Origin of the sequence: Sorangium sp. So ce321, from assembly GCF_051530195.1 — a bacterium.
Taxonomy (GTDB): Bacteria; Myxococcota_A; Polyangia; order Polyangiales; family Polyangiaceae; genus Sorangium.
In genome coordinates, this window is record NZ_CP150329.1 from 13,579,385 (window position 1) to 13,605,192 (window position 25,808).

Genomic DNA, 25,808 nt, shown 5'->3' on the forward strand with positions numbered 1-25,808 from the left:
GGAATGATCCACGCGCGGCGGCCCTCCTGCATGCCGGCGCGCCCCTCTGGACCGGCGCGCCCCTGCACGCCGGCGCGCCCCGAGCGCTCGAGGGCCGCTGAGGGCTGGCCCCGTGGCGAGCGCGATGCAGGCCAGCGCGCGGGGATCCGAGCGCATGAACTTGCCGCCGCACTGCGCCCATGCGACGCACGGACGTCATGAAGCTGGCTGGAACCGCTCGTGCGCTGGGATCGGCGCTCGCCGTCCTCGTCATGATTGGCTCGTTCGGCTGCGACACGGTGGCGACGCTGGTCGCGCCCGCGGTGCCGGTGGTCATCGAGAAGGCGACCGCGCCCGGCGATCCGGCCGCGCTCGAGGATGCGGCCTCCGCGCCCGAGGATCCCGAGAGCCGGAGATGCTGCTTCCGGAGCGGCGAGAGCGTCGCCAAGGTGTGCGAGAGCGAGGAGCGTTGCTGTACGGGCAAGTACGACCGCAGCGCGTGTGAGGATTCGGGCGGGCTCTGGTTCAACAGCGCCGACGGCTGCGCCGGCGCCTGCTGAGGCGCGCGGGGTCGCGCTCGAGGGCCGGGACGGCTCGTGGCGGGCGGCGCTGCCGGGCCTCTCGCCGGGCGCCATGAAAGCCTGGCGCTCGTGCCATGAAGGCTGGCGCTCGCGCCGCCGGCCGGCGTACGAAAGGGGGTGCCCGAGCTCGACCTCGACGCCCTGCACCGGCTCGTCCAGCGGGCCACGGGCCATCTCCCGACGTCGATGGTCCCCCTGCGCGGCGGCGTGTCGGGCCGGCGCTATCTGCGCGTCGTGACGCCGGCGGGGACGGCGGTCGCGATGTTCGCGCCGAGCGGCGCGTGGGAGGCGACGGCGGGCGGCGCCGCGCCGCCGCGGTGGCCGTTCTTGGAGGTGCACGCGCTGCTCCGCGAGCGCGGCGTCCGGGTGCCGGCGCTGCTCGCGGAGGACTGCGAGCGCGGCCTGCTCCTGCTGGAGGACCTCGGCGACCGGACGCTGGCGGCCTTCCTCGAGCGCGAGCCCGCCCTCCGCGCGGAGGTCTACTCGCTGGCCGTGCGCGACCTCGCCCGGGCGCAGCGGGCGCTCGCGGCGCTCCCGCGCGGCTCGGTGGTGGACGCCTGCGCGCTCGACGCGACGCTCCTGCGCTGGGAGCTCGACCATTTCCGCGCGTGGGCGCTCGACGCGCGCGGGCGCCGGCTCGACGACGACGGCCGGGCCGCGTTCGACGCCGTCTCGGAGCGCCTCGCCCGGCGAATCGCCGCGTGGCCGCGCGGCTTCGTCCATCGCGACTACCAGGGCCACAACCTCATGGTCGTGGACGCGCCGGGCGGGGGCCTGGAGATCGCCTGGCTCGACTTCCAGGACGCCCTGCTCGGCCCGCGCGTCTACGATCTGGCGACGCTCCTCAACGACAGCGCCCAGGACCTCGACCGGCCGTTCGTCGAGGCCCGCCTCGACGACTACGCGGCCGCCGCCTCGCTCGACCGGCGGGCGCGCGGCGCGCTCGGCCGGGAGTTCGACGTGGTCACGGTCCACCGCAAGCTGAAGGACGCCGGCCGCTTCGTCTTCATCGACCGCGTCGGCGGGGATCCCGGCTACCTGCGCTACGTGGAGCCCGCGCTGGCGAGGGCGCGCGACGCGCTCGCGCGCCTCGGGGACGACGAGGACATGCGCGCGCTGGCGCGGCTCATCGCGGCGGCGTGACATCCCCTCGATTCTTCGGAAAATTCACAGGGAGGCGGGGAGGCGGGGAGGGAAATCTTCAAGAGACTCTCTGTCTCCCCGCCTCCCTGTTCGATTTCCCCTCTGAACAGTGCTGCACAATGAGGGCATTCCTCAGAGGCCCGACGCCTCGAGGAAACGCTGGAGGAAGGTGACGTCGCGTGGCGCGCCGGCCTCCGGCCAGCCGCCGTACACGGCGAACTGGTGCCATGCCCGGTCCGCGCTGAGATAGGCGTCCTTCTCGCTCTCCTCGAGCGAGGAGCACACGTGATCCCAGCGCGGGTTGGCGCCGGGGAGATACCCGCTCTCGTCGGGCGGCAGGCTCGAGACGCGCGCCTCCCCCGTGCTGCCCGCGAGCCTCCGCTGGATCGCGGCGTTGGCGTCGAGCTGGTGTCCGCCGGTCATCCGCAGCCGGCGAGTGGCGTCGCCGGCGTACCAGCGGAGGATCGTGGGCTCGGCCTTGGCGATGCCGCGGGCGTCGAACGCGAACACCTCGCTCACCCGTCCCATGTTGGCGGCCAGCGCTTGCCACAGGGGCAGCCCGCCGGCGCTGAAGCCCGCGAGCCCGAGCTTGCCGAGGTGGACCCCGCCCCGGCCGACGCCGAGCTTCCGCGCGCCCCACAGGAGCCGGATCGCCGCCTCGGCGAGGCCGGGCAGGCTCGCTGTCGTCGCGGCGCCGAAGCTTGTCCCGCTCGGCCACGGGTGCAGCATGACGACCGCCTTGCCGCTCGCGGCGAGCGCCTCCTCGAAGCCGCAGCGGAGATAGACCCAGCGGGACTCGTCGCGCGGGTCGCGCGCGAGCACGTCGCGCGCCCAGTACGAGGCGCCTGGATCCGGGTCGGGCCTGAGCAGGTACCGATTCAGCCCGAACATCTCGTGTCGCTGGTCGATCCGCGTGTAGGCGTACCCTTCTGGCCGGTAGAAGACGAGGGCCGAGATCCCTGCGTCCGGCGGCGCCTTGCAGGCCTCCGGGACGCTCGCGAACCAGATCTTCGGCTCACCCGCGGTGGCGCCGAGGGCCACGAGCTCCGTGCCGGGCCGATGCTCGCGCTGGTACTCGTCCGTGTACTGCGCGTACGCCATCCAGAGCGGCGTTATATCGACGAAATCGGTCCTGATCTGCGCGAGCGCGAGGCCCGGCGACGCCTTGACGTCGACGAGCGGGTGAGCCTGCCCGTACGCCGCGTCGTCGGCGGGGCGGAGCGCTGCCCCGCCGCCCGCGACATCGAAGGCCTGCTCGACCGAGAGGACCTCTTCCTGGAGGGCGGGGACGTCCTCGAAGGCGTTGAACGCCGCGGAGAAGCGCGCCCTGAGCGCGACGCGGGCCGCGCCGGCGGGGATCTCGAACTCGCGCAGCCCCGGGCCCCGTCCGGCGAGCGACAGCGGCGCGTCGTCCGCCGTGGCCTGCACGTCGGAGAGCGCGTCGGGCAGCAGCGGGCTGCCCGCGTTGCGCCAGGTGACGCGGAGCTTCAGCGGCATACGGCGATCCGGAGCGCGCGGCGCGCGGGCGGGGCGACGGCGTGGAAGGGCCTGACCGGGCTGCGGCCGGCGAGGCGGGAGCGCTGCGGGGTGGGGGGCACGGCGCGCCCACGGTACCAAGAGGAGCGGGACGCGGGCGAGGGCGACGGGAGGCGGGAGCTAGAGAGAGAGAGCCGGCGGACCTTCCCGCCTTCCGCGTCGCGAGGTGCATCGATGCGGGCTGGCGCGCCGCGCCGCCGGGAGGCGCTGCTCGCCTCGTCGGTCGGCGCGGCGCCGTCGATCAGGGGTCAGCGCGAGCCGTTCGCGCAGTACCCGAAGCCGACACTCCCTCCAGGGTTGACCGTGGTGCTCCAGCCCGTTCCGGCGAACACGAAGTCGGTGCCCGACGTGCTGCTGGTGGCGTTCCAGACGCTGGTGATCGTGGCCCCCTTCGAGGGCACGTAGGCCTTCCACGTCACGTTGGAGCCCGTCCCCGCCGCCGCCGTCACGGTGACGTTGTTGCAGTAGCCGCCCGTCCACGTCGAGTTGGGGGTGACGGTGACAGTGACGTTGCTGGGCTCGCCGCGCACGCCGCCCGTGCTGGTGCCGCCGCCGGAGCCGCCGCTGCCGCCGGAGCCGCCGGAGCCACCGGAGCCGCCGCTGCCGCCGGAGCCGCCGCTGCCGCCGGAGCCGCTGCTGCTGCTGGAGCTGCTGCTGCTGCTGGAGCTGCTGCTGCTGGAGCTGCTGCTGGAGCTGCTGGTGGAGCTGCTCGAGCTGCTGCTGCCCTTCACCGAGGCGATGAACCTGTCGTAGCCGGCGACGTCGCCTGTCTGCGAGAGCATGACGATCGCGACGTTCATCTCGACGGCCTTGGCCACGTTGCTCGCGTTGAGCCAGGTGGAGTCGACGTTGATCGGGCCGCCGCCGAACGTGTACGCGTCGACGATGACGAGCGGCAGGTTGAGCGCGCTGCTGATCTGGCTGTAGGTGAAGTTGTCGATCTTGCCCTCGGTGAACGGGAACGGCTTGCCCGTGAGGCCGACGTACTTGACGACGCTGCGATCCCAGCCGGCGTAGAACGCGCCCGGGGAATCCGCCCACGCGGTCTTGTCGTGGCTGAACCACGGGCTGAAGTCGATGACCACCTTGCACGACGGGCAGCCAGCCTTGATGGCCCCGAGGATGCTGTTCATGATACCGTCGGATTCAAGCTTCGTGAGCGGGTCGTACCGCGTGTCGGCGGTTTCATACCCCTGCGCGTTCTCGGAGAACTGGTACCAGTCGGGCTCGATGTGGATCAGCGCCTCGCGCGTCCCGACGGTCTCCCCGATCTTGGCCGCCGCCGCCCTGTAGGCGCTCGCGATCTCGGTCTTGTGCTCGCGGACCCACTTCGCGCCCTCCTTGCACAGCGGCTTGCTCGTGACGCCGTCGCAGTCGTCGTTGGACCCGAGCCCCTTCTTCGTCATGTCCGTGGCGATGTAGCCAAAGAAGTATGGGGTCTTACCTTTGTCGATGATCGTCCGGAGCTTGCTCTGATGTGTGCTGGTGAAGCCGCCCGACATCAGCCAGTCGCCGATCGCGACGACATCGACGTTGGCCGGCCCGGACGCGGGCGGCGACCAGCTCTGGCTCCACTGCGGCGCAACACCGAAGCGCATCTGCGATGCCGCTGCGGCCGCTGCTGCCTCGTCGGCGAAAATCTCGTCCTCTTCGGAGACGCCGGAGCCATCGTCCGCGGCAACGATGCACCCGCCGAGAACGGCGAGCATGCACGTCACTGCCCCAGCACCGAAAAGCGAACCCTTGATCTTCGTCATTATGTCAATCTCCAAGTGGCCGAGCGGCTCGGCGCCGCGTCGGATTTTTTCACTCCCGAGTGCCAGCATCAGCTTGGCGCGGGGCACTTGTTGAAGGTGCTCGGGGTAACTGCAACGGCCGGGCCATCCTCTCGCGAGATCGAGAAACGTCGATTCATGGGCAGATTTTCGACGGTGCCTGTCCGCGCGAGATGGTGAGTGATCCCGTGGAGTGGATCGCCGATCCGGGGCACAGGCGATCCACCGCGAAAGGCCTGACTCACCCGCGAAGAATGCCGAAAAATCGCGGGCAAGCCGCGATCAAGGCGCCAGCGTCGCGCAGAGAGGCATCGAGAGTCGGGTGATCGGTGGAATCCACGCCTGCGATCGTTCGCTGTCTCACCAGGTCACTGACGCATCGGTGGACGGATCGGCGCGCCGTGCGAGACAGCGAGAGCCAGCGAGAGAAGAAACTTTCGCGGTAGAGGCCTGTTCGCTGCGGTCTGTCGAGAAAATTGAAGGCAGGAAGCAAGAGCAGGGACCTGGGACCTGGGACCAGAGAGCTCGGCCCACATGGGAGCGAGGCAGCGAGACAGCGCAACAGCACGCGTCGTCCGATGTACCCCGACATGTCGGGTGATGTGATAGCGATAAAGCGCTTGAGCTTCTCTGTCTCGCAGGCTAGGATGTATGTCTTTTATCTCGCTCAGCGCTCCAGTAGTCTGCGCCGCATGGACGTGAACTGTGGAGTGGAGCGATGAGCATGCCGGCTCTCATCGAGATCGAGAACGCCGAGGTTTTCCGGGGCGACACGCGCGTCTTCGAGGATCTGTCGCTGCGCATCGAGCAGGGAGAGAGCGCCGCGATCCTCGGGCCCAACGGGGCCGGGAAGTCGACCCTGCTGAGGTTGCTCTCGCGGGAGATCTATCCGGTCCACCGCGAGGGCTCGGCCGTGCGGATCCTGGGGCGCGAAAGGTGGGAGGTCTTCGCACTCCGGCGCAGGTTGGGGCTCGTGTCGTACGAGCTGCAGATGGCCTATCCGCGGGATGTGCGGGGCTTCGACGTGGTGCTCTCCGGCTTCTTCGCGAGCGCCGGGCTGCACGAGCACGAGCCGCCGACGGCCGCGCAGCGCGGGCGGGCCGAGGCGGTGCTCCGCGACCTCGGGGTGGCTCACCTCGGTGACAAGCCCATCGCCGAGATGTCGGCCGGCGAGCAGCGGCGCTGCCTGCTCGGGCGCGCGCTCGTGCACGACCCGGAGGCGCTCGTGCTCGACGAGCCGACGACGAGCCTCGATCTGAAGGCCGCGTTCGAGCTCGTCGAGCTGCTCAGGCGCCTCGTGCACCGCGGCAAGACGCTGATCCTCGTGACGCACCATGTTCACGAGATCCCGCCGGAGATCGAGCGGGTGGTCCTGCTCCGGAAGGGCCGCGTCTTCGCCGACGGCCCGAAGCGCGAGGTGCTGACCGACGGCAACCTCTCGCGTCTCTTCGACGTGCCGCTCTCCGTCGTCGAGCGCGGCGGCTTCTTCCAGGTCTTCCCCCGGACGGTCTGAGACACGGAGTCTCGCGTATCGCCACCTTCGCCACACAAGGACCGCTCTCTGTCTGGTAGACAGATCATATAAAACGGTAGGCCCCCGGAGAGGGTGTTCTCGGCGCGGGGTGGGGGATGGGCCGATGTCTGAGCCTGAGACATGAAGCCTCCGGCTTCATGTCTCAGGCGAGTTCGGCGGGGCCCCCACCCCGCGCCGAGAACACCCTCTCCGGGGGCCGCGCAGCTCGACGGAGCCTGTGCGCTAGCCGATCTCGACCTTGCTCCACATGTCCCGCCGCATGCGCTCCTTGCGCCTGTCGGTCCGGGTCACGAGCCGCGCCGCGCCCCAGGCCGCGAGCAGCTGGCCCTCCTGGCCGAGGCCGGGCAGCACGCTGCGGCCCACGAGCAGCGTCCGCTCGATCGGCCCGCGGATCGGCTCGCCCGCGAGCCCGAGGTAGCCGGGCGGGTCGACCTCGAGCTGCCGCACCATCGGCTCGGCGCCCGGGGCGGCCCCCTTCAGCGCCGCGCGCTCGACGAGGCGGCGGCGCTGGCCGTCGTAGAGCCACACGGGCAGGCCGTCGTGCACCGAGTCCACGAGCACGAGGTGGCGCTCGAGGAACGGCAGCTCGGCCGTGAGCGCGTCGAGCACCGCCTGGCGCGCCTCGAGCAGCGACAGCGGGCCCCGGTCGGGGAGCAGGATCTCCGCGACGAGCAGCGTGTCGGTCGAGGGCGGCGGGAGGTCGCAGCGCTGGAGGTGGACCACGGGGCGGACGGGCCCGGCGGGCCGCGCCTGCCGCGGGGAGCTCGGGCGGCCCCCGGAGGCGGCGTCGCCCGGCGCGCGCGGCGGGGGCGGCGCCGAGCGGCCGGCCAGCGCGGAGGGCGGCGAGGGGAAGGGGAGCAGGAGCGCCTCGGGGCCGAGCGGCTCGGGCAGGCCCTCGCGGCGCACGAGGAGCGACACGACGAAGCGGCCGACCGAGGAGGTGATGCGCGGCCACTCGCGCAGCGCGCGCTTGTGGATGCCCTCGCCGCCCGCGAGGCTCGCGAGCGTCTCGCCGTCCATGTCGGTGATCACGAAGCTGCTGCCGTTCGGGTGGTCGTCGCCGTCGAGGACGACCCCCGCCGCGGTGCCGCGGCGGACGTGGACCGACGCGGCGCGCTCGTCGAGCAGGCAGCGGCCGCCGTGGGCGAGGATGCGCTCGAGCAGGAACTCCTCGAGCTCCTCCTCGCCGCGCGGGAGCGTCATCAGCCCGCGCGTCCACGCCCCGTGCAGGCGCGCCACGGCGAACGGGGGCGGGAGCGCCGACAGGTCCGTGGCGAAGAGGACCGACTGCGTGACGATGGAGCGGAACAGGTGGCCGCGCGGGAACTCGACCAGCAGGTCGGCGTCGGGCTCGGCGCGCGCGTACGGGAGCATGGCGGCGTAGCGGGCCGTCTCGCGCCGCTCCCAGAACGTGCCCGGCGGCCAGAGGGCGTCGTGCGAGAACGCGTCGTCGGCGGCGCCGTTCACGTGGGCGAGCTCGGCGTAGAGCTCGTCGACGACGCGCCGGAGCTCGGGGAACTCGCGGTCGATCTCGCGGCCGAAGAGGACCATGTCGGGCGGCACGTCGAGGCGCCGGCGCGGGGCGACGGCCTGGAGCATGGGGGCGGCGGGGACGATGCGGCGCTTCCATGTCTGCGACTGGGCGAGCTCGACGAGGAAGCGGCGCCACGCCGGCGAGGGCTCGGCGAGCATGGTGAAGGCGCGACGGCGGAGCACGTGCTGATCGAGGCGGTAGGTGGGCGGGCGTTCGCCGTGCCCGACGACCATCACGGTGAAGTCGCGCCGCGCGAGGAGCGCCGCGGCCGTGAGCGCGCCGATGGAGCGGCCGAGGACGATGACGTCGTAGTGCTTGTGGATCACGCCCCTTCCCCGACCTGCTCGGGCGCGGGGCCGCCCTCGGCGGGCCCGAGCGCCGGGTCGACGCCGGCGAGCCCGAGCGCCGTGTCGACGCCGGCAATCGCCGCGCGCGCCCGGCCGCCGGGCGCGGCGGGCGGCGTGACCTGGAGGCGCCCCTCGGCGATCCACGAGAGCGCGCGGACGAGCAGGGCGTGCTCCTGGACGAGGATGCGCGCGGCGAGGGCGTCGCGGTCGTCGCCGTCGAGCACGGGGACGGCGGCCTGCGCGAGGATCGGCCCGGTGTCGGTGCCGGCGTCCACGAGGTGGACGGTGCAGCCGGTGATGCGCACGCCGTGGTCGAGCGCCTGCTGCTGGGCGTCGACGCCGGGGAAGGAGGGCAGGAGCGACGGGTGGATGTTGACGACGCGGTGCGGGAAGGCGTCGAGGAAGGTCGTCGTGAGCAGGCGCATGAAGCCGGCGAGGACGACCCAGGTCGCGCCCGCCTCGCGGAGGGCGTCGACGACGGCGGCGTCGAAGCTGTCGCGATTGGCGAAGTCCCGGTGCGCGATGACGCGCGTCGGGACGCCGGCGCGCTCGGCGCGCGCGAGGCCCTCCACGCCGGGCCGGTTCGAGAGGACGAGCCGCACGCGGGCGTCGAGGCGGCCGTCGGCGATCGCGTCGAGGATCGCCTGGAGGTTCGAGCCGCGGCCGGAGATGAGGACGCCGAGATCGAGGGGGGGCATGGGGGGCAGATACTACGGCGGAGGCGGGCGCGGGAGAGATCCGGGCGGCGGGGGCCGTCCGGCTCCGGAGCGGGGCCTGCCCGGAGCGACGGCGCGCTGCACTTCGTGCGACCGCGACCGGCAGGAGAGCGCCGCGCCTCGGTCGCGGAGCGTTGCTTGCCGCCTCGCCGCGCCCGCCTATTCTCAGGGGCATGGTCGCCGTCGCTCCGCTGTCCGCGCCCTCGACACCCCCGTCCGGCCAGGGCGAGCAGCGCTTCGTGATGCCCAACGTCTCCTGGGACGAGTACGTCGCGCTGCGCAAGCTGCTCGACGACCACCCGGGGTTGCGGATGACCTACTGCGAAGGGGTGCTGGAGCTCATGAGCCCGTCGGCTGACCACGAGGATGTCAAGACGCGCATCGGGCGCCTCGTCGAGCTGTGGGCGCTCGCGCGCCGGGTTCGCCTCTACGGCTACGGCTCGACCACGTACCGCCGCAAGGCCAAGCAGCGCGGCCTGGAGCCCGACGAGTGCTACTGCGTGGGCAAGGTGAACAAGAAGCGGCCCGACATCGCGGTCGAGGTCTTCATCACGAGCGGCGGCATCGACAAGCTCGACGTCTACCGGGGGCTCGGGGTGCCCGAGGTGTGGATCTGGAGGGACGGACGCATCGCCGTCCACCAGCTGGGGGAGGGCGGCTATGAACAGGTCGAGCGGAGCGGGATGCTCCCCGAGCTCGATCTGGGAGCGCTCTCGGAGTGCGCGCGGATCCCCGATCAGGCGGACGCGGTCGACACCTACTGGGAGCGGCTGCAGCGAGGGGGATGAGCGGCGAGCGCCGGCGCCGGACGCCGCGCGCCGGTCCCCTCTGGCCGGCCACCTACCAATGCCGCGCCGCTCGCGGTAGGGTGGCGCCGCCACGATGCCGGAACGCCCGCCCGAGCCGCCCCTGACCGCCGACGAGGCCGCGAAGCAGCGGGCCGCGTCCTACCTCGGGCGGGTCATCTCGCGGCGCTACCGCATCGACGAGGTCATCGCCATGGGCGGCATGGGCGCGGTCTACCGCGGCGAGCACGTGCACATGCACAAGCGCGTCGCGATCAAGATCCTGCACCCGGACACGGAGCGGCTCCCCGAGCTCGTGCAGCGCTTCGAGCGCGAGGCGATCGCCGGCGCCCACATCCAGCACCGGAACGTCGCCACCGCGACCGACTTCGGCGAGGCCGAGGACGGCTCGTTCTTCCTCGTCCTGGAGTACGTCCGCGGGACGACGCTCCACGAGATCATCCGCCGGGGGCCGATGCCCGCGGCGCGCGCCGCCCTGATCGCCAGGCAGCTCGCGGCCGCGCTCGACGCGACCCACGCGATGAACATCGTCCACCGCGACCTGAAGCCGCGCAACGTGATGGTGGTCGAGCCGCACGGCGACCTCGTGAAGCTCATCGACTTCGGCCTCGCGAAGGTGAGCGTCGACCAGCTGCGCAGATCGGCCGCGGCGCCGGAGTCCGTGCGGATGGGGCTGGAGCCGGAGTCGGGCCCGGTCCGGCTCACCACGGCGGGGGTGATCTTCGGGACCATCGCCTACCTCGCCCCGGAGTCGGCGCTCGGGATGGACTTCGTCGACGAGCGCGCGGACCTCTACGCCCTGGGCCTCATCTTCTACGAGATGCTGGCCGGCAAGCACCCGTTCCTGGCCAAGGATCCGATCGAGCTCTTCAACCAGCAGCGCAGCGCGCCCGTCCCGGCCATCGCCGAGCACTCCCCGGGCGTCGCGGTGCCGCCGGCCATCGAGGCGGTCGTGCGGCGGCTGCTCGAGAAGCAGCCGCGCGCCCGCTTCGAGACCGCGGCGGAGCTGATCGCGGCGCTCGACCAGGCGTGCGCCGCGTCGGGGATCGTGACGCAGGAGCCGCGCGCGGAGATGTCGTCGCGCGCGGAGATGTCGTCGGTCCCCGCGATCGCGGACCCGGGGCGCGTCCCGAGCAACCGGCCGCCCCTGCCCAGCGCGCCGTCGCGCGAGCCGGAGGCGAGCCCGGGCAGCGCCTCGGCGATCTTCCTCGGGGACTCGTGCCTCGTCTCGCTGAACGAGGTCGCGGACGCGCTGGAGCCCGCTGCGGAGCGGGCCGCCGGCGAGGCGGCCGGAGGCGGCGCGGGCGCGGCGGAGGGGGCGAGAGCGCGCGCGGCGGGCGAGCCGACGGAGAGCGGCGCGGGCGATCTGGAGCCGGCGGCGGTGCGGGAGGACGCGGCGGAAGCGGAAGCGGAAGGCCCTCCCAGCTACTCGAGGCCGACGCCGGTGCGCGACACGCCGAGCCTCGTCGCCGAGCTCACGAGCGACTCGCGCCCGACCGCGGTGGGCGGCGCGGCGTTCATGGCCCAGGTGGCCTTCGCGCGGGAGGAAGCCGCCAGCCGCGGTGCTCTCGCCGGAGCCGACGACGAGGCGCTGTCGAGCGACTCGCGCCCGACCGCGGTGGGCGGCGCGGCGTTCATGGCCCAGGTGGCCTTCGCGCGGGAGGAAGCCGCCAGCCGCGGTGCTCTTTCCGGAGCCGCTGAGCCGCCGTCGCCGCAGGAGCTGCCGCAGCCGCCGCGCTCGCAGGAGCAGCCGGCGTCGGAGGAGCCGGCGCTGCAGGAGCCGGCGCTGCAGGAGCCGGCGCTGCAGGAGCCGGCGCTGCAGGAGCCGGCGCCGCGGAGCTCGAGGCCTCCGTCGCTGGAGGCGCCGCCGCCGCGACCGACGGAGCCGTCACGGTCGATGGAGGAGCTGGCGGCGAAGGAGCCGGCAGGGCCGACCTCCACGCGTCCGCCGCTGGAGGAGCGACCGCCGTCGCCGGAGGAGCTGGAGCGACGCCCGGCGGAGCCCTCGTCGAAGAAACCGTCGCTGCCAGGGGCGGAGGAGCCGTCGCCAGCGCCCGCCGCCGCGGAGGCGTCGCCAGCGAGGTCGTCAGCGCCTGCCGCTGCGGAGCGGGCGTCGGCGAGGCCGTCTGCGCCTGCCGCTGTAGAGCCGGCGTCTTCCAGGCCGTCCGCAGCCGTCGCTGCGGAGCCGTCATCGGCGAGGCGGTCTGCGCCGTCTGCGGCGGAGCCGGCATCGGCATCGCCGGCTTCGCCCACGGCCGCATCGCCAGCGTCATCGCAGGCGCCCGCGCCTGCTGCTGCGCCGCCCACGTCATCGCAGCCGCCGTCGCTCGCCACAGCGCCAGCGTCATCGTCCTCTGCTGCGCCGCCAGCGTCATCGCAGCCGCCGTCGCCCTCTGCTGCGCCGCCCGCGTCATCGCAGCCGCCGTCGCTCGCCACAGCGCCAGCGTCATCGCCCTCCGCGACGCGAGCGTCATCGCAGCCGCCGTCTCCCGCTGCCACAGCGCCAGCGTCATCGCAGCGGCCATCGCCCTCTGCTGCGACGCCAGCGTCATCGCAGCCGCCGTCGCCCTCTGCGACGCCAGCGTCATCGCAGCCGCCGTCTCCCGCTGCCACAGCGCCGGCACCATCGCAGCCGCCGTCGTCCGCCGCCGCAGTGAAGCCCGCGTCATCGCAGCCGCCGTCGCCCACCACCGCGGAGCCCGCCTCGGCAAGGACGCCCGCGCCTTCCGTGAGAGCGCAGCCGGCCCAGGAGAAGTCGCTGTCCGCTTCGCCCGCGTCGCCGCAGGCGGACGAGCTGCCCGCGGAGGACGTCGAGCCCGCCTCGGAGCCGAGCTCCGGACGGCTGAGCGGCTCGCGGCCCGCGTTCGCTCCGACGCTGCTGCGCGAGCTGGAGGCCGCGGAGGCAGAGCGCGTCACCCGCGAGCTCGAGGAAGAGGCGAAGCGGAAGGCCGCCGAGGCGGCAGCGCGCGTCGCCCGCGAGCGCGAGGAGAAGGCCCGACGGAAGCTCGCCACCCGGGAAGCGCGCGCAGCGCGGCTGCGCCAGGCCGACCTCGGCGCCCGCCTGCGCCAGATCGCTCCCTACCTCGGCGGCGGCCTGATCGCGGCGGCCGTGATCGCCGCGCTCGCCAGCGGCGGGCGAGCCCCGCCCGAGCCAGAGCCCCAGCTCGGCCTGACGCAGCCGCCGGCGAGCGCGCGCGCGACGAACGAGCCCGCGCCGACCGACACGACGGCCGCCCCGGGAGAGCCCGGCCCCGCCTCCCCGGCGCCAGAGGCTGCCCCGGCCGGGTCCGACGCGCCCGCCGTGCCCGCCGCCACCGACACGCCGGCCGAGCCCCCGCCCGACGAGGAAACCCGGAAGGCGCTCACCGGCGCGGTCAGGGCGCGCAAGTGGGTCAAGGCCGCCGAGGCGCTCAACCAGCTGGCCGAGCGCGACCCGACCGCGCTGCGCGACCGCGCGGTCGCCGTCGCGGCGCGCAACGTCGCCATCTCCATCTCGAAGACGGGCGAAGAGCTCGCCGACAAGGTCTTCGACGCGCTCGCGAGCCGCTTCGGGACGGCGGGCCTCGACGTGCTCTACGAGATCGTCGAGACCCGCGGCCGCTCCACCCCGGCCACGCGCGCGGCCAAGCTGCTCCGGGATCCGGAGATCGCAGCCCGCGGGACGCCCGCCGTCCGCATCGCCTTCGAGCTGCGCGACGCCACCTGCGGCGAGAAGCTGCAGTTCCTCGATCGCGCCGTCTCCGAGGGCGATCAGCGCACCCTGGTCGTGCTCGAGACGGCGGTGAGGCCCTGTTACACGAAGAACCGGACCATCGATGAGGCGATCAAGAAGCTGAGAGCGCGGCTCGAAGGCGGCTGAGCTCGAGCCGCGCCGGCGCCCTCATCCGAACTGCACGCGCTCCTCGAAGGGCACGTCGCCGACGGACACGACCTCTCCGAGCACCCACGCCCGCTCCCCGCTCCCGGCGAGCGCCTCGATCGCCCGGTCCGCGGCGCCCTTCTCCACGACAGCGACCAGCCCGACGCCGAGGTTGAACGTGCGCCGCATCTCGGCCTCCTCCACCGGTCCGCCGCGCTGGAGCACCTGGAACACCGCCGGCCGCTGGTAGGAGCCGAGGTCGAGCCGCGCGCCCAGCCCGTCCGGCAGCACGCGGGGGAGGTTCCCCGGCAGGCCGCCGCCGGTGATGTGCGACAGCCCCCGCACCGCATCGCCAGAGGCCGCGAGCAGCGCCGTGATCGCGCGCGCGTAGATCCGGGTCGGCGTGAGCAGCGCCTCGCCCACGGTCGCGCCGAGCTCGTCCACGCGGTCGTCCATCCGGAGCCCCATCTCCTTCTCGAGCACCCGCCGCGCGAGCGAGTAGCCGTTCGAGTGCAGGCCGCTCGACGCCACGCCGATCACCGCGTCGCCGGCCGCGATCCGCTTGCCGTCGAGGATGCGCGAGCGCTCGACGACGCCCACGGCGAAGCCGGCGAGGTCGTACTCGCCGTCCGCGTACATGCCGGGCAGCTCGGCCGTCTCGCCGCCGATGAGCGCGCAGCCGGCCTGCTTGCAGCCGTCGGCGATGCCGCGCACCACCGCCTCGCCCACGTCGATGTCGAGCTTGCCGGTCGCGAAGTAGTCCAGGAAGAAGAGCGGCCGCGCGCCGACCGTCAGCACGTCGTTCACGCACATGGCGACGAGATCGATGCCGACCGTGTCGTGGACGCCGGTCGCGAACGCCACCTTCAGCTTGGTGCCGACGCCGTCCGTGCCGCTGACGAGCACCGGCTCGGACAGCCCGCCCGGCAGCATGCACAGCCCGGCGAACCCGCCCACGTCGGCCAGCACCTCGGGGGTGCGCGTCGGCTTCGCGAGCCGCTTGATGCGCTCGACGAGCGCGTCCCCTGCATCGATATCGACCCCCGCTTCCCGGTACGTGACGCTCATGCGAGGCGCATCCCATACCTCGGCGGCAAAGGGAAGCGGGCTCGCTCCCGGCGCGGCCGGCGCGCCGGCCGGCGTGGGCGGCGCGACCGGCCGGCGTGGGCGGCGCGATCGACGAGCGTGGCCGGCCCGGCGCAGGCGCGCTCCGCGGCGCCGCCGCTACAGGGCGAGGCGCGGCTCCGCGGCGCCGCGCTACAGGAAGGGTGCAGCGCCGAGCGGCACCCCCCCAGCGCGGCCGCTCCTTGCGCCTCGCCCACGGCCTGGTCGCCGCGCGCTGCGCGGCGCGCCTCATTCCCTTGCAGTGCATTCCCTTCGTCGATGCGATTTTTTCGCAGCAACTGACCCTATCCGGCAGGTAGCGACCCTTCGCTGCGGAGCTGTCGTGAGCGGCTCTCCGGCCTTGTTTTCTGCTCCGCTCTCGACATCCTAGGCGCCCATGTCCGCCGCGTCCGATTCGCCGCCTGCCCTCGTCATCGTCTCCGCCGCCGTCATCATCGAGCGCGGCCGCGTGTTGCTCACGCAGCGCAAGGTGGGCGCCCACCTCGAGGGCGCGTGGGAGTTCCCGGGCGGCAAGGTCGAGGCCGGCGAAGATCCGCGGGACGCCCTCGTCCGCGAGCTGCGCGAGGAGATCGGCGTCGAAGCCCGCGTCGGGGACATCGTGGAGGTGACCTATTACCGTTACCCGAGGAAGCCGGTCCTGCTCCTCTTCTACGAGGCAGCGCTCGTCGAGGGCTCGCCGGCTCCCGCGCCGCTCGACGTGGCCGCCGTGCGCTGGGCCGATGCGCCCGAGCTCCGGGACGAGCTCTTCCCGCCCGCCGACGTCCCGGTGCTCGCCAAGGTGCGCGCGCGGCTCACCCTCCAATGAGCCATCAGGCGGACCACGGAGGACGCGCCTGCGCCGCCGAGCGCGAGACAGAGCCGCCCCGCGATATCCAATAAATCAATCTCGTACCCGGGAGGGCCAAACACACGAGGCATGTCGCGGAGCTCGGGTGGCCTGCGGGGATGATGAAGAAGAGAGCCCCGCCGTGGGCGCTCACAGCGCCGGGGGGCAAGCCTCGCCGCGGACGTCGCCGAGCAGGCTCGCGAGCCGCTGGCGTTGCAGCTCGCCGACGGCGCGCTCGACCTCCTGCCCGGCGGCGTCGACGCTGAGGAACGTCGGCACGAAGCGTACGCCGTAGTGGGCGGCGAGGGCCTGCCCGCGAGGCTCGTCGACCTGGATGCGCACCACGGTGTCGGCCTCCTTGGCGCAGCGCGCTTCGAGCTCCTTCACGAGCGGCGCCATGCGCTCGCAGACCGCGCAGTGCGCGCTCACGAACTCGACCAGCCGGGGCTTCCCCTCGGGCAGCGTGACGTCGCCGTGCTCCATGGCGCTCTCCGGGGCCGCGCACGCGCTGGCGGGGCCGCCGTCGCAGGGCGCGCTCGCAGCCACGGCTGCAGCGGGCGCCGGCGAGAGGGCCTCCAGACGGCCGGCCGCGAGCGCGACCCCGAGGACCACGAGCAGCGCCCCCGTCACGCGCTGGAGGACCGGCGTGGCCGGCACCAGGCGGCGCGCGAGCTCGACGGCCGTGGGCCCGGCGAAGGCCGCGACGACGAGCGGCGCGGCGAGGCCCGCGGCGTAGGCGCCGAGCTGGATGGCGCCGGTGAGCGGGCTCGCGCCCGCGCTGGCCGCATAGGTCAGCGCGGCGCCGAGCACCGGGCCGACGCACGGCGTCCACCCTGCCGCGAAGGCGATCCCGAAGAGCATGCCCCCCCAGAAGCCGCCCGCGCCCGGGAGGCGGGAGAGGAGCGGGCGCGCCTCGCGCTCCAGCCACGGCAGGTGGAGCACGCCGAGGAGCTTCGCGCCGAAGAGCGCCAGGATCACGCCGGAAGCGACGGTGAACGCGTGCCGGTGGGGCGCGAGGGCCGCGGCGAGCGCCGACGCGCCGGCGCCGAGCGCGACGAGCACGATCGCGAGGCCGAGCGCGAAGCCGACGCCGGCGAGGCGCACGCTGCGCTTCACCGCGGCGCGGTCTGGACCGCCGAGCGCCCCGGCGCCGCCGAGGGTCGACAGGTAGACGGGGAGCATCGGGAGCACGCAGGGCGACGCGAACGTCAGCAGGCCCGCGCCGAAGAGCGTCAGCAATGAAGCGAGCGTCATGGGTCCTCGTGATGGACGGGATCAGGGCCTGCCAAGCGCCGGTGCGAGCGCCGCCACGTCCACCTCGGCGACCGCGAGCACCGGCTGCTCCACGCTCCTCGCGCAGATCGCGTTGCCGAGCGGCCCCCGGGTGCACCCCACGCCGCGCCCCGCGAGCGCGCGCGCGGCCGTCGCGGCGTCGGATCCGGGCGGCGGCACGAACACCGTGAGCGGCTTGTCCCCGCTCTCGTACATGAGCGCCGCCGTGCGCGTGTCCCCGATCTGGCAGAGACGCGCCCCGAGCAGCCGGGCGCCGGACACCGCCGGGACGGTCACCGCGTAGCCGAGCTTCCCCTCGAGCCATCCGGCGACGGCGCCCGGATCGGAGGACTCGAAGTCGCACGGGCGCTCGCGCGCGAAGCCGCGCACGTGGTGGCTCACGAGCTCGTCCGCCATCGCCGCGCTCACGCCTCCGCTGGGGCTGCCGACGAACAGCGCGGCGGCCGCCGCGGCCACGCCGAGGGCGGCGGTGATCACCCAGGCGCGGCGGCGCGGCGCGCGCGCGCTCCGCGCGGCGGCCTCTGCCCGGTCGCGCAGGCGCTTCGGGACCTCCCCGTCCGCCCTGGCGACGAGCGCGCGCCGCACGCTGCCAAGGACCTCCACGGCCCGCCGGCAGGGCCCGCAGCCGGCGAGGTGCGCCTCGATCCGCGCCGCGTCTTCGGGCGTCACCTCGTCGTCGTGCCACGCCGAAATGTTCTCGAACCACTCGCGGTTGCACCCTGCCATGACATCTCCTCATGCTGTTCGGAGAGGCCCTCGACGAGCGCGAGCCGCGCCCGCGAGAGCCGTGATCGCACCGTGCCCACGGGGCACGCCTGGAGGTCGGCGATCTCCTCGTAGGAAAGATCCTCGACCTCCCGCAGGAGCAGCGCCTCGCGCCACTCCGGGGGCAGGCGCGCGAGCGCGCGCTCGACCTCGTCGGCGAAGCCGCGCTCGAGCAGCTCCGCCTCCAGATTGCCCTGCGGCTCCGGCACCGACTCGGCGCCGCGACCGCCCTCGATCACCTCGAGGCGCTGCCGCGCGCCGCGCGTCGCGTTGAGCAGCACCGATCGCTCGATGCGGAGCAGCCACGCGCGCATGCGATCCTCGTCGCGCAGGTCGGCGTGCCGCTCGATCGCGCGCACGACGGTCGCCTGCGCCAGGTCCTCGGCGTCCTGCTCCGAGCGCGTCAGGCGACGCGCCGCGCGCAGGAGGCACGGGAGCTCGGTGAGGAGCCTGTCGAGGAAGGTGGCGTGGGGAAACGTGGGCATGAGCTCGGCCGGGGGCAGGGGCTTTGCGCCGCCTGCTTCACCGGACACTCCCAGGACACGGCGACCCTCGCGAAAAGTTCCCGACGAGGCGGGATCTCGGCGGCGAGGCGCCCCGGCCCACGTGGACGGTGGCGGGCCAGCCCGGGCTGGGGATGTGCGACGCGGTCGACGGGCAATCCGTGGTCGTGCACTGCTCCGGGGCAGCGGCGTTCAAACGTTCGTTTGCCCGCCGCAGGCCCCCTGCGGGGTGGATGCAGACGCTGGGGGGCCTGCGGTCTCCAGCGCCGACCATCGGAGGCGGCGCCGGCCGGGCGGGTCCGCATCGGCGGTGACCGGCCAGGTGCCGGTGTTCCTGCGGACCTGCTGTTTTACCGGCGTTCGTAGAAGGTGAGGCTCACCCCGCCCCCCGAGACGCCCGGGTCGGAGCTCACGTACGCCTTCGTGTTGAGGATCGCGTAGGGGCCGTCCGCGCGCGTCTCGAAGACCGGCACGAGCGCGCCGAACGGTCCACAGTTCCTCACCACGATGACCTCGCCGTCGTTCGAGGACAGCGCGTACCTGGCGTCCAGGATCGTGCTCGCTCCGATGAGCTGGTAGTCCGCGCCTCCGGGGAGCACCGAGCCCGACAGGCCGCTGAGCAGCATCCCACCGGTGACCGTGCCCCCGGTGATGGGGATGATGTTGCGCGTGCCGCGCTTGCTCGCGCCGACGGAGAGGGAAGAACCGAGCGTGACGGCCTCGGTGAACACGCTCGATCCTCTCGTCCCGGTCGCCGTCGAGCACTCCCACGATTGATCGGGGACGCCCTCGGGATCCTTGAGCTCTACCTTCGGCTCTCCGACGGCCACCTCGGCGATGTCGTAGACGTCGAGCTGGAGCGTGCCCGCCGCGGCGTCGACGACGCGGGTGCCCGCGAACTTTCCGGTGTTGAGCCACGCGAGCGAGCTCGACTCCGCGACCTCGAAGTCCGGGACGATCCGGACGACCGCATCGCCGGCGGGCGCGACGCCGCAGCTCCGCAGGTAGATGAGGGTGCCGTCGCTCGCTCTCAGGATGTTGATCTCCTCGAGCTCGACGGATCCGTTCGACAGCGTGAGCTCGAGATCCATGCCGCCGGTGAGGAAGGTGGCCTGGATCTCGTCGCCCGTGAGCGTGCCTCCCGTCACGTCGAGGAGGCGGCGGTGTCCGAACTGGGTGGTCCCGACATCGTGGGTGTCGCCGAGCTGGAGCGTCGCCCGGAAGACGAGCTTGCCGAGCGTGGGGAGCGGAATCCCGTCGGGCATGCCGCATGTCCACGACGGGTCGGGGACGATCGTCGCCTCGTCGCCGCCGCTGCTGCCGCCGCCGCCCGTGCCGTTGGTCCCGCCTGTGCTGCCGCTGCTGCTGCCGGTCTCGACGGCCCCACCGGCTCCGGTGCTGCCGCTCCCCGCGCCGCCCACGCCGGCGGTGCCCGTGGTGCCAGTCGTCGTACCAGAGCCGCCCGACGTCGCGCCGCCAGAGCCGCTGCTCGTCGTTCCCTGGCTGCCATCCTCGCCTGACGGACCGCACCCTCCAGAGCAGACGCCAAGGATCCCCATCATCAAGAGCTTGATTGAGCTATTGACAAGCTTCATTGTCGGAGCCATCCATTCAGGTAAGAGGGTATTGTTCACTGGACTCGGAGCTGCGAGAAGAAGCTCCAGATCGACCCACCGGAATTGCTCGGCGTGGAGTGACCCCCGCTGAACTCACACCAGACGACGGGATGGCGTCGTCACATCTCCCTGGTGGGGGCAGGCCAGCGCCGCGAACGCCGCCAGCGCAACGACCCCCGGGGCGGTCGTGCCGAGATTGCGAAGCGTTTCCATCCGTCGCCTCTCTGTTCCAGGATCGCCGTCCGTCGTCGCGTCACCCGATGCAGGTGACGGCAACGCCTTGGTACCCGAACCCTCGGGCGCGAGGCATAGGCATACTCGCCTATGCCTCGATGCGAGACGTCGCGCCCATCCTGGTGGACTGGCGAGGACCACGGCCGGGAGCGCCGGCCGGGAGCGCGGTCACTCGGGCGTGATCTGGCTGATCGCGAGCCTGGATTCGCCGAGGCCGTGCTCGACCGCGAGCACGATCGGTTCGCTGCATCCAGGCACCGGCGAGCCGGCGTCGAGGGGCGGCTCAGGCACCACGCCGGCATCTCCCTCCGCGTCGGTGGACGGCGGGGCCGCGCCTGCGTCGCCTCCAGCATCGGTGGACGGTGGGGTCGCGCCGGCGTCGCCTCCAGCATCGCGGACGGCGGGGCCGCGCCCGCGTTGCTCTCAGCATCGTCGGGAGGCGGCGCGCGCCTGACGACTTCAGAGCAGCCGAGCGCGAGCAAGGCAAGCGACACGAAAGCGATGCGCAAGCCCATCGAACGATGGGAACGCAACGATCCGGAGCTGTCAACGCGACGGCAGGGATCTCCATCGGACCGCGCACGAGTGCGACGCTCTACACCGCCGCCCGCCTCAAGCGAGCTCCAGCTCGAAGAGCGGGATTTCGCCGTCGACTGCATGGGCCGGGGCCATGGCGGCGGGCCCGAGCAAGTGAGGCAGGCCGAGCCGCTTCGCCTCCAGATTGCCTGTGGCTCCGGCAGGGACTCGGCATTGCGAGCCGCGCCGCGCAGCGCGCGCGCAGCAGGCATGAGAGCTGCGCGCCGCCCAGGACCTGCTGTTCAGAACAGCAGCCGAACGCCTCCGCCGAGCGGACCGATCTGCAGCTGCGCCTGGATCTTCGCGCGATCGCTCTGGATCTGCCCCGTGATCCAGAGCGGTATGCCCGTGACGGCCATGGCGCCTCCGAGGCTCATGAGCACGGTGGGAAAGACCCATGCGTTCGACGCGCAACCGCAGACATCATCGCCGCGCGGTCGGGTGAGGAAGTACATCCCCGCTCCGACGGAGCCGAGGACCAGTCCGCCGACGGCGAGGCCGGTGCCCACCTCGCGCCGGGTGGTGTCGACGGGGGGAACGGGCGCGGCTTGCTGGGCCCGCGCCTCACCCGCGAGGAGCGCGCTGCCCGCGACGAGCACGATCGACCCGAACGAGGCGAATCGCATGCTTGCGAGCATCCCCGGTCGCGGCGCGCCCGTCAAGGCGAGCCACGGCGGGGGGGCGCCCCGCGCCAGGGGAAGGGCGCCGCGAGGCGCGGGAGGCCGCTGCCAGGCGTCGCGAGGTGATCCACCGTGCCGGTCGTCCGCTGCGTTGTTTGGGTCCGTCTCGCTGGGATCGAGCAAGCCATTTCTGCTCGTATCCTCGGAGCCGTCGCTCACGCCGCCGTCGTCGTCGCTGTCGACGTCGCCCACGTTGATGAGCCCGTCACCGTCGGTGTCATCGGCGGGGTTCGGCTCCTGCCCGTCGAGCGCGCCGTCGTTCGAACGCACCGAAGCTGGCGTGGCTAGCCCATCGCCGGGCCAGGCCCGGTCTGCACGGGCGGTGGGGTCCGCGTGATGCTCCGCCAGGTGTCGACGGCCCAGTCGCGGTCCGACTCCTCCTTGCAGACGATGGTGCAGCGCGCGAGCCGGCTGGCGTCGGGACACACCATGATGGCCATGAGCACCCAGCACGGCTCCGGCTCGTCGTCGCTCTCGCCGAGCATCCACAGCGCGGCGCCCGCGAGCTGCCCCTTCTCGTGCTCGTAGCGCAGCCCGGACATCTCGTGCGGCGGGAAGGTGTCCAGCACCTCCTTGGCCGTGAAGGGCGCGCCGTCGTGCCGCCGGTAGATCATCGACGAGAGCGAGACCTCGCGGCGCTCGCCCGGATCGAACATCCGCAGCGTCTCCCCCCCGTACAGGAGCTCGGACTCGAAGGAGGGATCGACCTGGATGGCCCAGCCGCAATGGAAGTAGAACCGGATCGGGATGAGCTCGCAGGTGGGCGGCATCGCGGCGCTCAGCGTAGGCGCTCCGCGCGGCGAACGCACGCCACCTGCCCCGGCCTGGCCGTCGAAGGGCGCGGCGCGTGCGGCGGCGAGGAGGCGGCGATGGGCCCCGGCAGCCGCCTCGGTCAGGCGGCGAGGCCGGGCCGCCCGGGCGAGAAGGGCGACAGCTCCAGCGGCGGCTGCTCGCCCGCGATCAGCGCCGCCACGATCTTCGCGGTCACCGGGGCGAGGAGCACGCCGTTGCGGAAGTGCCCGGTCGCGAAGACGAGCCGCGCGATCTCGCCCTCGCCGAGGATCGGCAGATCGTCGCTCGTGTGCGGCCGGAGCCCGGCCCATGTCCTGCCGATCGGCGCGTCGCCCAGCGCGGGCGCGAGCCGGAGCGCCGCGGTCAGCAGATCGCGCACGGCGCGCGACGTGACCGCGGTGACGTAGCCGGCGAACTCCATGGTCGCGCCGACCAGCACGCGTCCGTCGTCGCGCGGCGACAGGTAGCACCCGGGCCCGTAGACCACCTGCGACAGCACCGGCGACGCCGGCGTGAGCTCGACGATCTGCCCGCGCGCCGGCCGCACGGCGGCGGGGGCGAGCCCCGAGGCCTCGAGCAGGGACGACCAGCTCCCCGCGGCCAGCACCGTCCAGCGCGCCTCGATCTTCGTCCCGTCCTCGAGCTGCGCCCCGCACGCCTGCTTCCGCTCGACGAGGACGCGCCGGACCGCCGCCCCGGTGCGGAACTGCACGCCCGCGCGCTCGGCCGCGATGCGCAGCGCGCGCATGAGCGACGGCGGATCGATCCGCGCCTCGTCCGCGAACCACGCCCCTCCGGCGACCTCGTCGCAGAGCGCCGGCGCGCGCGCCCGCGCCGCGTCGCCGTCGCAGAGCTCCACGGCGAGGCCGGCTTCCCGCTGCCATGCCACCTCGCGCGCGATCTCGTCGCGCCCGGACGCGGTGAACGCCACGCGGAGGGCGCCGCTCTGCCGGAAGCCCACGTCGAGCCCCGTCGCCTCGACGAGCGAGGCGGCGAGCTCCGGGTACAGGGCCCGGCTCGCGAGGCAGAGCCGCGCGAGGGGGCCGTCGCCCGCGGCCTCGAGCTGGGGGCCGATGATGCCCGCCGCCGCCCAGGAGGCGCCCTCGCCCGGGTTGCGCTCGAGGACGCGAACGGACAGCCCGCGCCGCGCGAGGGCGAGCGCCGACGCGCACCCGGCCACGCCGCCGCCGATCACCACCACGTCGCTCATCGGCGCGTGCATAGCACGCCGGGGGCGGACGGCAGCCAGGCAACCTGGAGGTCGCTGTCCGCGGCGCGCCGCGGCATGGGTGCGGGGCCATCGGCGAGCTCCAACGTGGCATCGAGGGTGTGCGCGCGCGGGATCCAGCTCAGGCGGGGTCACTGGACGCGTGGCTCACCACGGCCGTTTCTTCATTCGGTCCACGAGTCCTCCCCGTCACCGTGGAAATTGCAGACGTGTGGGGGCGGCTCTCCGTCCCCGATCGGTTGCCCGATGGCCTCCTCGCCGCTACGGCCATTGTGCACTTGACCCTCGTTACCTGAAATACACGTGACGTCGCGCGCGCTGGAGTGAAGCTCATCAATCCTTTTGACGAGCCCTCTTCTGAGCCTTGAGAGCATGAGCCGTCAAGCCCTGGTACAAGGCGATCAGCGAACACGACGATTCTCGAGGCAGCAGGACCCCTCGACGCTTCTGTGTTCGCCCGCGCGTCAGGGATGACTGAGAGCTCGACGACCGCTACTCCGACGGCCTTCCATCGCGTTCCTTGGCAGTCGCTGCGGGGCCAGGCGCATGGGCCTCGGCCTCAGAGGGTCTTGTCGCGGTTTCCGTGGCCGTCGAGGCGCTTTTCGGTGCCGAGGTGGCGGTCTCCGCAGCCGCGGTGGCGGTTTCTGGAGCCAGGGTGGGGGGGGCCGGGGCCACTGAGGCGGTTTCTGGAGCCGTTGAGGCGGTTTCTGGAGCCGTTGAGGCGGTTTCTGGAGCCGTTGAGGCGGTTTCTGGAGCCGTTGAGGCGGTTTCTGGAGCCGTTGAGGCGGTTTCTGGAGCCGTTGAGGCGGTTTCCGTGGCCGGGGTGGGGGGGGCCGGGGCCACTGAGGCGGTTTTCGTGGCCGGGGTGGGGGGGGCCGGGGCCGGTGCTGCCCCCTCGGTTACCGCTGCCGCAGCCCTCGACATCTTGGCTACAGCCTTGGGCGTCTTTTCCCCGGGCTCCGGAGCCGCAGTCGTCTCGGCGCCCGCCGCCTCCGTCGCCTTCGCCGGCGCCCCCGCCGCCACCTTCGCCTTCTTCTCCTTCGCCGCCTTCGCCTCGAGCGCGCCCGCCGCGATCGGCTCGCGCTTGCCCTGGCCGACCGCGCGCGGATCGCCGTACGGGAACGCCGCGCTGCCGCTCGCGTCGATCGGCTTGCGCAGCGCCTCCGGATCCGTCGCCGGGCTCGGCGGCGGCGCGATCGGGCGCGGCGCGCGCAGCCGGTTGCCGGGGCCGGCCTGCGTCCAGACCTGCACGTCGCCGAGCACGCGCGTCCTGTTCGCCATCCGTCGCTGGCCCTTCGCGCCGAGCAGCCTCTCCAGGAACGTCGGGGGCGACGTCGCGCCAGGCTCCCCCTTCACCCAGCACGTGTAGTCGCCGATTCCAGTGCCCCGGAACGTCTCGCGGCAGACAGCGATCCCGAGCTCGGCCGCTATATGGCTGAGGAGCCGGCCCGGCTCGGTCTCGACCGTCCTGTGCTCGTTGATGAAGGTGACCTTGGGCATCGTGGACGGGCAGCGTCCTGCTCCCCCGCGACGAGCGCGTCAAGAACCGGGGCGCGCCCTCGCGCCCCTCGCGCTTCCCTCGCGCCCCTCGCGCTTCCCTCAGGCTTCCTTCGCGTCCCGCACCCGGTGGAGCACCCGCGCGATCCCGAACAGGTTCCAGCCGGCGAACCCCAGGAACAGCGCCACGAGCGCGACCGCCCAGCGCGACGCGCGCGGCGAGCCGCCGTCGATGAGCAGCCAGGCGTCGTCCGTGACGGCCGTCCCCGTCTGCTCCTCCACCTCGGCGGCGAGCCGCGCGTGCCGGATGCCCGCGCTCCCGAACGGCACGAGCCGCCCGGCGAACGTGCTCGGCGGCACGTAGCGCGGCCCCTCGAACCCCTCCGGCACCCGGATCTCCACCCACAGCCCCGGGTTGCCGGCCACCGGCGCCAGCCGGAACGAGTCGCCCTCCGCCGCCCGGCCGTACCGGATCGCGCCCCGCGTCCCGAGCAGGCCCGCGGCCCGCACGTAGCGGTTCGCGAGGTCCGCCGTCGGGCGCAGCGGCGCGAGCTCGCCGACGTCCGCAGGCCGGCCCGGCGACAGCGCGTAGCGCGCCTCCCCGAGGAGCGCGATCGCCATCCACAGCGAGGCGATCGCGGTCAACGCCATCAGCACCACCGTGACCGTGCGCTCCTGCCGCGGCGGCGCCGGCAGCGCGAGCAGCTCCGGATCGGGCCCCGTCACGTCGAGGCCAGGGCCGCCCGGGCCGCGCGGGCCATGCGTCAGGGATTCCAGGGTCGAGGTCGGGTCGGTGGGCACGCTTCGCCGAGTATATAGCCGGAGCGCCGGCCGGGGTGCACGAGCCACGCCGCGCTCGCTCG

The 25,808-nt window shown here is 73.3% G+C and carries 21 protein-coding genes; 6 read left to right on the forward strand and 15 right to left on the reverse strand.

Going from position 1 to position 25,808, the window contains the following annotated elements:
• Nucleotides 1–197 precede the first annotated feature (197 nt).
• Together WME89_RS50395 and WME89_RS50400 are read left to right on the forward strand one after the other, a co-directional pair.
• On the forward strand, nt 198–539 hold the full coding sequence (locus WME89_RS50395) for a hypothetical protein (RefSeq protein WP_437656213.1): 342 nt from the start codon (nt 198–200) through the stop codon (nt 537–539).
• A 138-nt stretch (nt 540–677) separates the two neighbouring features.
• Nucleotides 678–1,703: a phosphotransferase gene (locus WME89_RS50400; protein ID WP_438006640.1), complete on the forward strand. Its 1,026-nt coding sequence runs from the start codon at nt 678–680 to the stop codon at nt 1,701–1,703.
• 132 nt (nt 1,704–1,835) lie between these two features.
• On the opposite strand, the gene WME89_RS50405 is transcribed toward WME89_RS50400, so the two are convergent.
• Together WME89_RS50405 and WME89_RS50410 are read right to left on the reverse strand one after the other, a co-directional pair.
• On the reverse strand, nt 1,836–3,200 hold the full coding sequence (locus tag WME89_RS50405; protein WP_438006641.1) for a hypothetical protein: 1,365 nt from the start codon (nt 3,198–3,200) through the stop codon (nt 1,836–1,838).
• 287 nt (nt 3,201–3,487) lie between these two features.
• Nucleotides 3,488–4,948: a cellulose binding domain-containing protein gene (locus WME89_RS50410; protein WP_438006642.1), complete on the reverse strand. Its 1,461-nt coding sequence runs from the start codon at nt 4,946–4,948 to the stop codon at nt 3,488–3,490.
• 784 nt (nt 4,949–5,732) lie between these two features.
• On the opposite strand from WME89_RS50410, the gene WME89_RS50415 reads away from it, so the two are divergent.
• Nucleotides 5,733–6,527, forward strand: coding sequence for an ABC transporter ATP-binding protein (locus tag WME89_RS50415; protein ID WP_438006643.1), 795 nt, complete (start codon nt 5,733–5,735; stop codon nt 6,525–6,527).
• A gap of 243 nt (nt 6,528–6,770) precedes the next feature.
• Here WME89_RS50415 and WME89_RS50420 read toward each other — a convergent pair whose 3' ends face one another.
• Nucleotides 6,771–8,408 (reverse strand): NAD(P)-binding protein, encoded by a 1,638-nt coding sequence (locus tag WME89_RS50420; RefSeq protein ID WP_438006644.1) that lies wholly within the window; start codon nt 8,406–8,408, stop codon nt 6,771–6,773.
• Complete coding sequence (gene purN / locus WME89_RS50425) at nt 8,405–9,127, reverse strand: phosphoribosylglycinamide formyltransferase (protein ID WP_438006645.1); 723 nt, start codon at nt 9,125–9,127, stop codon at nt 8,405–8,407. The genes WME89_RS50420 and purN overlap by 4 nt, the downstream gene beginning before the upstream one ends.
• Before the next feature lie 191 nt (nt 9,128–9,318).
• Between purN and WME89_RS50430 the strand changes: the two genes are divergently transcribed.
• Nucleotides 9,319–9,933, forward strand: a complete 615-nt coding sequence (locus WME89_RS50430; protein WP_438006646.1) for a Uma2 family endonuclease — start codon at nt 9,319–9,321, stop codon at nt 9,931–9,933.
• Nucleotides 9,934–10,027: 94 nt separating this feature from the next.
• A complete protein-coding gene (locus tag WME89_RS50435; protein WP_438006647.1) occupies nt 10,028–13,810 on the forward strand; it encodes a protein kinase domain-containing protein in 3,783 nt (1,260 codons plus the stop codon).
• Between the two features lie 21 nt (nt 13,811–13,831).
• Here the strand turns inward: WME89_RS50435 and purM are convergent, their stop codons facing one another.
• Nucleotides 13,832–14,878, reverse strand: coding sequence for a phosphoribosylformylglycinamidine cyclo-ligase (gene purM, locus WME89_RS50440; protein WP_438006648.1), 1,047 nt, complete (start codon nt 14,876–14,878; stop codon nt 13,832–13,834).
• 433 nt (nt 14,879–15,311) lie between these two features.
• On the opposite strand from purM, the gene WME89_RS50445 reads away from it, so the two are divergent.
• On the forward strand, nt 15,312–15,740 hold the full coding sequence (locus tag WME89_RS50445; protein WP_438006649.1) for a (deoxy)nucleoside triphosphate pyrophosphohydrolase: 429 nt from the start codon (nt 15,312–15,314) through the stop codon (nt 15,738–15,740).
• Between the two features lie 171 nt (nt 15,741–15,911).
• Here the strand turns inward: WME89_RS50445 and WME89_RS50450 are convergent, their stop codons facing one another.
• From WME89_RS50450 to WME89_RS50495, 10 genes are all read right to left on the reverse strand, one after another.
• Entirely contained in the window at nt 15,912–17,015 is a 1,104-nt protein-coding gene (locus tag WME89_RS50450; RefSeq protein ID WP_438006650.1) for a cytochrome c biogenesis protein/redoxin, read from the reverse strand.
• Nucleotides 17,016–17,036: 21 nt separating this feature from the next.
• Nucleotides 17,037–17,780, reverse strand: a complete 744-nt coding sequence (locus tag WME89_RS50455; protein ID WP_438006651.1) for a zf-HC2 domain-containing protein — start codon at nt 17,778–17,780, stop codon at nt 17,037–17,039.
• On the reverse strand, nt 17,720–18,304 hold the full coding sequence (locus tag WME89_RS50460) for an RNA polymerase sigma factor (protein ID WP_438006652.1): 585 nt from the start codon (nt 18,302–18,304) through the stop codon (nt 17,720–17,722). Before WME89_RS50460 ends, WME89_RS50455 begins: the two co-directional genes overlap by 61 nt.
• Before the next feature lie 368 nt (nt 18,305–18,672).
• Nucleotides 18,673–19,917, reverse strand: a complete 1,245-nt coding sequence (locus WME89_RS50465) for a DUF3237 domain-containing protein (protein WP_438006653.1) — start codon at nt 19,915–19,917, stop codon at nt 18,673–18,675.
• Nucleotides 19,918–20,340: 423 nt separating this feature from the next.
• Nucleotides 20,341–20,463, reverse strand: a complete 123-nt coding sequence (locus WME89_RS50470) for a hypothetical protein (RefSeq protein WP_438006654.1) — start codon at nt 20,461–20,463, stop codon at nt 20,341–20,343.
• A gap of 527 nt (nt 20,464–20,990) precedes the next feature.
• On the reverse strand, nt 20,991–21,698 hold the full coding sequence (locus tag WME89_RS50475) for a hypothetical protein (protein WP_438006655.1): 708 nt from the start codon (nt 21,696–21,698) through the stop codon (nt 20,991–20,993).
• A gap of 14 nt (nt 21,699–21,712) precedes the next feature.
• Nucleotides 21,713–22,198, reverse strand: a complete 486-nt coding sequence (locus tag WME89_RS50480; RefSeq protein WP_438006656.1) for a hypothetical protein — start codon at nt 22,196–22,198, stop codon at nt 21,713–21,715.
• 122 nt (nt 22,199–22,320) lie between these two features.
• Nucleotides 22,321–23,430: a glycine oxidase ThiO gene (thiO, locus tag WME89_RS50485; protein ID WP_438006657.1), complete on the reverse strand. Its 1,110-nt coding sequence runs from the start codon at nt 23,428–23,430 to the stop codon at nt 22,321–22,323.
• 510 nt (nt 23,431–23,940) lie between these two features.
• The gene (locus tag WME89_RS50490) at nt 23,941–24,948 is read right to left on the reverse strand and encodes a hypothetical protein (protein WP_438006658.1); all 1,008 of its coding nucleotides are present in this window, start codon (nt 24,946–24,948) and stop codon (nt 23,941–23,943) included.
• 99 nt (nt 24,949–25,047) lie between these two features.
• Nucleotides 25,048–25,746 (reverse strand): hypothetical protein, encoded by a 699-nt coding sequence (locus WME89_RS50495; protein WP_438006659.1) that lies wholly within the window; start codon nt 25,744–25,746, stop codon nt 25,048–25,050.
• Between the last annotated feature and the right edge of the window lie 62 nt (nt 25,747–25,808).

What these genes read in the sequence shown, in the direction of transcription:
- WME89_RS50395 (WP_437656213.1), top strand. Translation starts at nt 198, where the DNA reads ATGAAGCTGGCTGGAACCGCTCGTGCGCTGGGATCGGCGCTCGCCGTC.
- WME89_RS50405 (WP_438006641.1), bottom strand. Translation starts at nt 3,200, where the DNA reads ATGCCGCTGAAGCTCCGCGTCACCTGGCGCAACGCGGGCAGCCCGCTG.
- WME89_RS50410 (WP_438006642.1), bottom strand. Translation starts at nt 4,948, where the DNA reads ATGCTCGCCGTTCTCGGCGGGTGCATCGTTGCCGCGGACGATGGCTCC.
- WME89_RS50415 (WP_438006643.1), top strand. Translation starts at nt 5,733, where the DNA reads ATGAGCATGCCGGCTCTCATCGAGATCGAGAACGCCGAGGTTTTCCGG.
- purN (WP_438006645.1), bottom strand. Translation starts at nt 9,127, where the DNA reads ATGCCCCCCCTCGATCTCGGCGTCCTCATCTCCGGCCGCGGCTCGAAC.
- WME89_RS50430 (WP_438006646.1), top strand. Translation starts at nt 9,319, where the DNA reads ATGGTCGCCGTCGCTCCGCTGTCCGCGCCCTCGACACCCCCGTCCGGC.
- WME89_RS50435 (WP_438006647.1), top strand. Translation starts at nt 10,028, where the DNA reads ATGCCGGAACGCCCGCCCGAGCCGCCCCTGACCGCCGACGAGGCCGCG.
- purM (WP_438006648.1), bottom strand. Translation starts at nt 14,878, where the DNA reads ATGAGCGTCACGTACCGGGAAGCGGGGGTCGATATCGATGCAGGGGAC.
- WME89_RS50445 (WP_438006649.1), top strand. Translation starts at nt 15,312, where the DNA reads ATGTCCGCCGCGTCCGATTCGCCGCCTGCCCTCGTCATCGTCTCCGCC.
- WME89_RS50450 (WP_438006650.1), bottom strand. Translation starts at nt 17,015, where the DNA reads ATGACGCTCGCTTCATTGCTGACGCTCTTCGGCGCGGGCCTGCTGACG.
- WME89_RS50455 (WP_438006651.1), bottom strand. Translation starts at nt 17,780, where the DNA reads ATGGCAGGGTGCAACCGCGAGTGGTTCGAGAACATTTCGGCGTGGCAC.
- WME89_RS50460 (WP_438006652.1), bottom strand. Translation starts at nt 18,304, where the DNA reads ATGCCCACGTTTCCCCACGCCACCTTCCTCGACAGGCTCCTCACCGAG.
- WME89_RS50465 (WP_438006653.1), bottom strand. Translation starts at nt 19,917, where the DNA reads ATGAAGCTTGTCAATAGCTCAATCAAGCTCTTGATGATGGGGATCCTT.
- WME89_RS50480 (WP_438006656.1), bottom strand. Translation starts at nt 22,198, where the DNA reads ATGCCGCCCACCTGCGAGCTCATCCCGATCCGGTTCTACTTCCATTGC.
- thiO (WP_438006657.1), bottom strand. Translation starts at nt 23,430, where the DNA reads ATGAGCGACGTGGTGGTGATCGGCGGCGGCGTGGCCGGGTGCGCGTCG.
- WME89_RS50490 (WP_438006658.1), bottom strand. Translation starts at nt 24,948, where the DNA reads ATGCCCAAGGTCACCTTCATCAACGAGCACAGGACGGTCGAGACCGAG.